General features: G+C 72.0%; 3 protein-coding genes. 1 reads left to right on the plus strand and 2 read right to left on the minus strand.

The genetic code is table 11. The annotated features are described in order from the left end of the window. Nucleotides 1-29 precede the first annotated feature (29 nt). Together ACFWBF_RS09910 and ACFWBF_RS09915 are read right to left on the minus strand one after the other, a co-directional pair. A complete protein-coding gene (locus tag ACFWBF_RS09910; protein ID WP_385597931.1) occupies nt 30-1,637 on the minus strand; it encodes an alpha/beta fold hydrolase in 1,608 nt (535 codons plus the stop codon). 12 nt (nt 1,638-1,649) lie between these two features. Next, complete coding sequence (locus ACFWBF_RS09915; protein ID WP_385597934.1) at nt 1,650-3,200, minus strand: alpha/beta fold hydrolase; 1,551 nt, start codon at nt 3,198-3,200, stop codon at nt 1,650-1,652. A gap of 737 nt (nt 3,201-3,937) precedes the next feature. Here ACFWBF_RS09915 and lanKC point away from each other — a divergent pair. Next, complete coding sequence (gene lanKC, locus ACFWBF_RS09920) at nt 3,938-6,559, plus strand: class III lanthionine synthetase LanKC (RefSeq protein ID WP_385597937.1); 2,622 nt, start codon at nt 3,938-3,940, stop codon at nt 6,557-6,559. Nucleotides 6,560-6,858: the final 299 nt, after the last annotated feature.

A 6,858-nucleotide genomic window follows, 5' to 3' on the forward strand; every position in this document is an offset into this window, starting at 1 on the left:
GACGAGGTGGGAGCGGAGCACGAGCGGTTTCAGGGCGCGGTCTTGAACTCCGGCGCCTCCAGGCTCTTCAGGCATTCGGTCTTCGGCGCGTCCGGGTTCTCGAAGAACGAGACGGCGATGTCCTGGGCGCACTTCGACGTGGCGATCACCACGTGCGGCTCGTAGGGGATCGTGACGACTTTGGCCTTGCTCAGTGTGCGGGCGACGTACGGCCCGTTGTCCGCCCCGGTCTGGGCGTCGAACGCGCCCGACAGGGCGAGGGTGGGGATGTCGCTGGTCGTGACGTCCCGGATCGAGCGCGCGGCCGCGGGGATGTTCCAAGCGTCGCAGTCAGGATGGAGGAAGGTGAGCAGCGGGGCCTGGGCCTGCACCGAGCGGGGGAACGACGGGAACGCTTCCCGTCCGCCCTGGAGCGCCGCGTCCTTGCTCTCGTACGGCGTCCACTCGCTGCAGAAGATGCCGTAGGCGAGACCGTGCGAAACCACGCCGATGCCCTTGGGGTTGGTCCTCCAGCCCGCCCACTGCCGGGCGATCCGCTGCGGGTTGCCGTTCGCCAGCTCGTCGAGGGAGAGGGGTACGGCCTCCGCCGTGTGGGTGGCGGAGGTCAGCCAGTTGACCAGGGTTCCGCCGTCCAGCACGACCTTCACCGGCTTGTCGTTGCCGGGGAGCGTGACGGTGGTGGTGACCGGCTTGGCTTCGAGGTCGCTGACCAGCTTCTCGAAGGTGGCCGGCAGGTTCGGATAGCGCTTGTTGCAGGCCGGCTGGTCCGCGCAGGCTTTGAACAGACCGTCGACGCCTTGCCGGAAGCTGCTCCAGGTCGAGGCCGACCCGGACTTGGACGGCGGCAGGATGCCGTCGATGCCCACCGAGCGCAGGCCCTCGGGGTGCAGGCGCATGGAGACCAGTGCCAGGTGGGTGCCGTAGGAGATGCCGTACAGGTTCCACTGCTGGATGCCCAGCGCGGTGCGCAGGTCCGCGTAGTCGGCGGCGCTTTCGGTGTCGTTGTAGGCGCTGAGGTCCATCCCGCGGGCCGCCAGCTTGTCGCGGCAGGTCTTCGTGGCCTCGACGTGCAGGCGTTCGGTGGACGGGGCGTCGTAGACGAGGCCGACCACGCGGGCGTTGAACTCGTCGATGTTGGGGCACAGGAGCTCCGGGTCGGCCGAGTACGTACCGCGCTGGGACATGAAGATCACGTCACGGTCGCGGTTGAGGCCGCCGTCGACGGCCATCTTCGCCTCTCCCACCGCATCGTCTCCGGGTCCGCCCGCGAGCCACACGATGGGGTCGGGTTTCGGTGTGTCGGCCACGGCGGGCACGATCGCGACACCGAGCTTGATCGTCTTGCTGCTTGGTTTGGCGCGGTTCTCGGGCACGGTGAGCGTTCCGCAACGGGCCCCTTCCAGCTCCTCGACCGGTTCCGCCGTCTTCGGACAGGGACCCGGTTCGAAGCGGGCGTCGCCCACCGTCCGGGCCACCGTACCGATCGGCGCTCCGGGGCCGCCGGTCTCGGTGCGGGACTGCGCCTGGGCGGGCGCTGCGAGCAAGCCGGTGACGAGGAGACTGCTCGCCAAGCCGGCCTGCGTGGCCAGGAGCCGTCGTACGGTGCGGCGACGACGGGGCGCTCGGTGGCGTGTCATCTGCCCTCCCGGTTACTTCGGGATGATCGTGAACGGCTGGGGCTCGAGGTCGTCCACGCAGCTGGTGTCGGGCGCGGTCGGGCGAGCGAGGAACGAGGCCAGCACGCGTTGCGCGCAAGGCGACTGCGGGACCACCCAGTGGCCGATTCCGGGGACCTGCACGGAGGTCGAATTGGACAGGTTGCGGGCCACGCCCTTCGCCCAACTCGCCCCGGTCTTCACGTCGAACGTGCCGGAGATCACGAGGGCCGGCAGCGAGCTGAACGTGGGCACCCGCTGGACGGACGCGCGGTCCGGAACGTTCCAGATCCCGCACACCGGGTACTGGAAGGGCAGCTGCGGAGGCTGGGCCAGGACCGTGTCCGGCCACCCGGGGAAGGCCTTCTGCCCCGCCTTCAGCACGTCGGACTCCGAGTACCCCGGAGCCCATTCACTGCACGCGATCGAGTTCGTCAGGCCGTGCGCGAACACGCCGACCTTCTGGACCGAGCCGGCCGCGCGGGCCTTCGCGAAGCGCTCCGGGTGCCCCTTGCTGAGTTCCTCGAGCGCCGCGGGCATGTCCTTGGGCCGGGGAGTGAAGGCGACGATCAGATTCAGCAGCGCGCCCCCGTCGAGGACGGTCTTGACCGCCTTCCCACCGTCCGGCGGCGCGACGTTGAGCGTCATGGGCTGCGCCTCCAGCTTGCGGACCTGCTCCGTCAGCAGTTGGGGAAGGTCCGGGTACCGGTCCTTGCAGGCGGGCTGCGCCGCGCACGCCTCGAAAATGTTGTGGATTCCCTCGGCGGTGCTGCCCCATGTCCACGGCAGGGTCACGAACTGGGGAGGTGTGATCGAGTCGATCGCCACCGCCCGGATCCCCTCGGGGTGCAGGCGCAGGTACGTCAGGGCCAGGTTGCTGCCGTAGGAGTACCCGTAGACGTTCCACTGGGGGATGTCCAAAGCCTTCCGCAGGTCGGCGAAGTCCGCGGCGTTCTCCGTGCTGTTGTAGGCGCTCAGGTCGACTCCGTCGGCCATGAGGCGGGCCCGGCAGGCCGTCACCGCCTTCAGCATGATCTGTTCCGCCTGCTGCGCGTCGTAGCCCAGGCCCACGGCCTGGGCGTTGAACCGGTCGACCTCCGGGCAGGCGAGGTTCGGCTGGTCGTAGAGGTTGCCGCGCTGGGCCATGACGATCAGCTCGCGGTCCTTGTTCAGGCCGGATTTGATGAGGAACGGAATGTCGTCGAACGTGTCGGCGCCGGGGCCGCCCGCCATGAACACCAAGGGGTCCGCGGCGGGTTTGTCCGAGACGGCCGGGATCCTCGCCACGGCCAGCTTGATGGTCCGGCTGCCGTGGCCGGAGCGGTTCTCGGGGACCTCCAGGAAACCGCACCGTGCATCGCTCAGCGCTTCGATCGGCTCGGGCGGTTTCGGACAGGGACCGGGCACGAACCGGGACGAGCCTGCCGGCCCGGGTGGCCCGGCTGACTGCGCAACTGCTGCAGCGCTGCTCGGTACGGGGCCGACGGCTGCCAGGCAGATCAGTGCGGTCGCGGCGGTCGCCGCGTGGATGCTGTGCTTTGGCATGTGATCTCGTTCCTCTGCCGACAGAGGCAGCAGCCCTGCCGGGCAGGCCGCAGCGGTTTGCGCGGAACGCACGTCTTCAACGCTACCCGGCGGCGCGTCCACGCGCTCTCGGAGCGGTCACGCACCCGGCCAAGCGGCCGCGAGTCAGCCGCCTCCCGTCCCTGTGCGCCTCTTCGGACCACCCCGCACCGTTGAACGTGCATGCGTTCCGCCCGCGCCGCCACGACATCGCCCAGCGGGGTGGCCGACTGCTCGGCTGCCTTTACGAGGCCACCCGCCGCCGGCGCCCGCTATCCCTGATCGTTACTGCAGGTCAGCGGGCTGACTGCACCCAGTTCAAGCCGGTACTGGAGAAGATCCGTGTCCCGCGGAGCGGATCGGGCAGGCCCCGCACATCTGGCTGCGGGCGTGACACCTCGACAGACTCAGCCTGCCGATCGGCACGGCGACTGAGCCAGGACTACTTCACCAGCTCTGACAGAGGCGGCTCGGGCGCGACGGCCGACGCCTTTTCGGCGAACGCGGTCCAGTCCGGCCGCCCTTCACCCCCGCCACCGTCGACGAGCCCGGCGCACCACCACCGCTCGACCGCCGACAGCGAAACTTCAACGTGCCCCTGCGCAGCCACCATCACCCTTGCCGGTCGCATGCCGCCGATGAACCGTTTCCGTACCTGCCGGTCCTAGCGTCTGGCACGGCCGTTGCGGTCGCCCACCACCACCCTGCGAGGAGATTCCGTGCTCGAAGGCTTCGGCGAAGCGCTCGCGGACCGGGAGTACTACCTGCCGCTGCCCAGCGTGGCCGACCCCGGGCAGCGCTTCGCTCCCAGCGAGGTGCCGCCGGGCCTGCGCGGCGCCGCCCAGGGCATCTGGACGGCCTGGGGCAGTCCGCGGACCGGGCTCGCCGAGCAGGGCTGGAAGATCCACGTGTCGGCGCGGCTGGACCGGGCGCAGCACGTCCTCGACACGGTCGCCGGGATCTGCTTCTCCGAAGGCGTGCCGTTCAAGCACCTGAGCGCCCGGCTCTTCTTCCTGTTCCTCCATCACAAACACGCCGGGCGGGCCCAGGCGGGCAAGTTCTGCGCCGTCTACCCGCCGGACACGGCGACCGCCCGCCGGCTGCTGGAACGCCTGCGCGACGCGCTCGACGGGGAGGAGGGGCCGTACGTCCTCACCGACCGGCGCTTTCGCGACTCGCGGACGGTCCACTACCGCTATGGCTCCTTCGGTGCCCGCAGCCGGCTGCGGGCCGACGGCACCCGGGAGGGGCTGGTCCGCGACGGCTCCGGCCGCGAGGTCGTGGACCTGCGGCTGCCCGCCTTCCAGCTGCCCGCGGGGATCGCGGACCCCTTCGTCGAGCAGGAGGAGCAGCCGCACACGGGCCCGATCCTGATCCGCGACTACGAGGTGACCCGCGCGGTGCGCCTGAGCAACGCCGGCGGCACCTACCAGGCCCGGGACCGGCGGACCGGCCGCACCGTCTTCGTCAAGGAGGCCCGTGCCCACAACGGCCTGGTCTTCGACGGGACCGACGCGCAGCAGCGGCTGCGGCACGAGTACCGCGTGCTGCGCGAGCTGCACGCGGCCGCCCCCGGGGTGGGCCCGGAGCCGCTGGACCACTTCACGGAGTGGGAGCACGACTTCCTCGTCACCGAGTACGTCGCCGGGCAGCCGCTGGTGGGCTGGCTGAGCCGGTCCTCCCCGCTGGCCCGCGCCGACCGCACGGCCGAGTCCGTCGCCGCGTACTACGAGGCGTGCCGGCGCCTGCTGGCCGCGGTGGACGCCTCGCTGGAGCGGCTGCACGCCGCCGGCTACCGGTTCGGTGACCTCAGCCTGGGCAATGTCATGGTCACGCCGTCGGGCGGGGTCCGGCTGGTGGACTTCGAGGCGGCCTCGGCGCTGTCCGCGGCACCCTCCGGGATGGGCACCCCGGGGTTCACGCCGCCGCCCGGCCTGCTCCGGGCCGACACCGATCCGCTGCTGCAGGACCGGTACGGCATGTCGGCAGTCGCGTTCGCCTTCCTGGCGCCGTTCAACGAGATCGCCGAACACGCGCCCGGCAACCTCGCACTGCTGCGCCGCGACCTGGCGGACGTGGCTCCGCCGCAGGACCTGTGGCAGCGGGCTACCGCCTTCCACCTGACGGAGGGCCAGGCGCAGGACCAGGACGGTCCCGACCGCCTGCCCTCTCCCGCCGAGCTCGACACCGACCCGCGCGGCTGCCTCACCCGGCTGGCCGAGGAGGTGGCCGCGGGGCTGCTGGAGATGGCTGACGCCGACCGGCCGGACTGGGCCTTCCCGCCCTCGCCCGAGGCGTTCCGGACCAACAACCTGTGCCTGGCCTACGGCACGGCCGGGGTGGTGCACGCCCTGCACCGCGCCGGGGCTGCGGTGCCGGAGGAGATCCGCGAACGGCTGCGCCGCGATGCGCTGGCGCAGCGCGACGCGCTGCCCCCCGGACTGCTCGTCGGCTCGGCCGGCATCGCCCAGGTACTGGCCGGCCTCGGCCTGCTGGACGAGGCCGTCGACCTGCTCCGGGACGCCGACGACCACCCGCTCACCGCCTCCTGCGGCACGCTGGCCGGCGGGCGGGCCGGGGCCGGCCTGGGCTGGCTCGCCCTGCACCGGCTGACCGGGGAGAGCAGCCACCTGGAGCGGGCCGCCGCGGCAGGGGAGGGCCTGCTGCGCACCCCCGACCTGCGGGCCACCCTCGGCGAGCACGACGCCCGCGGCCTGCTGCACGGCCGCTCGGGGCTCGCCCTCTTCCTCCACCGCCTGGCCCGCGACACCGACGAGGCCCGCTACCTGGAGGCGGGCCGCCTGCTGCTCCACCAGGAGCTGGACCGGACCTTTCCGCTGGACGACGGCGCCCTGTCCATCTCCGACGACGCGCGGCTCACCCGTGCCATGCCGTACCTGGCCACGGGCGCGGCCGGTGTCGCGGCAGCGCTCACCCGCTACGTGGCCACCGCGCCGGACGAACGCTGCGCCGCGGCGCTGCCGAGGCTGGTCGCCGGCATCCGGGTCTCCTGCGCCACGAAGGAGGCGGGCCTGTACCGGGGGCTGGCCGGGCTGACCTGGTTCCTGACCGGGCACGCCGAGCTCACCGGCACCGACGCCGCCCGCAGGGACGCCGTGCGCGCCGCAACCGGCTTGCTGAAGTACGCCGTCCCGTACCGGCGCGGTGTCCGCTTCCTCGGAGCGGGTTCGCAGCGGTTCACCGCCGACCTGTCCAGTGGCGGGGCCGGTGTCCTGCTGGCCCTCCACCGCCTGCTGGCCGGCCCGCTCCTGACGGAGCCCCACCGCGCGCGTCCCCGGATCCCGGCAGCCGACAGACGGCACCGGGTGGGCGCCCCATGAACGCCTGGGCACGGCGGCGAGCAGCTCCGTGTCGAGGTTTGCAGTTACCGACCGACACAACCCCGAGAAGAAAGTGGAGAGCATCCATGAGCCAGATCCTCGCGCTCCAGGCACTGGACACCGAGCCGGAGGCCTATTCCTTCTTCCCCTGCTTCAGCGTCGCCTGGAGCATCAGCGACATCTTCCCCGAGCCGATGTAACCAGCCGGCACCCGGGGAGGGCCCGGGGCCGGGGGGGGGCCCCCCCGGCCCGCCCCCCCCCCCATTGAGGGGGGGTCGGTTGGGGGGCCCGGGGGGTAG

Origin of the sequence: Streptomyces sp. NPDC060028 (assembly GCF_042736725.1) — a bacterium.
Lineage (GTDB): Bacteria > Actinomycetota > Actinomycetes > Streptomycetales > Streptomycetaceae > Streptomyces.

What these genes read in the sequence shown, in the direction of transcription:
- ACFWBF_RS09910 (WP_385597931.1), bottom strand. Translation starts at nt 1,637, where the DNA reads ATGACACGCCACCGAGCGCCCCGTCGTCGCCGCACCGTACGACGGCTC.
- ACFWBF_RS09915 (WP_385597934.1), bottom strand. Translation starts at nt 3,200, where the DNA reads ATGCCAAAGCACAGCATCCACGCGGCGACCGCCGCGACCGCACTGATC.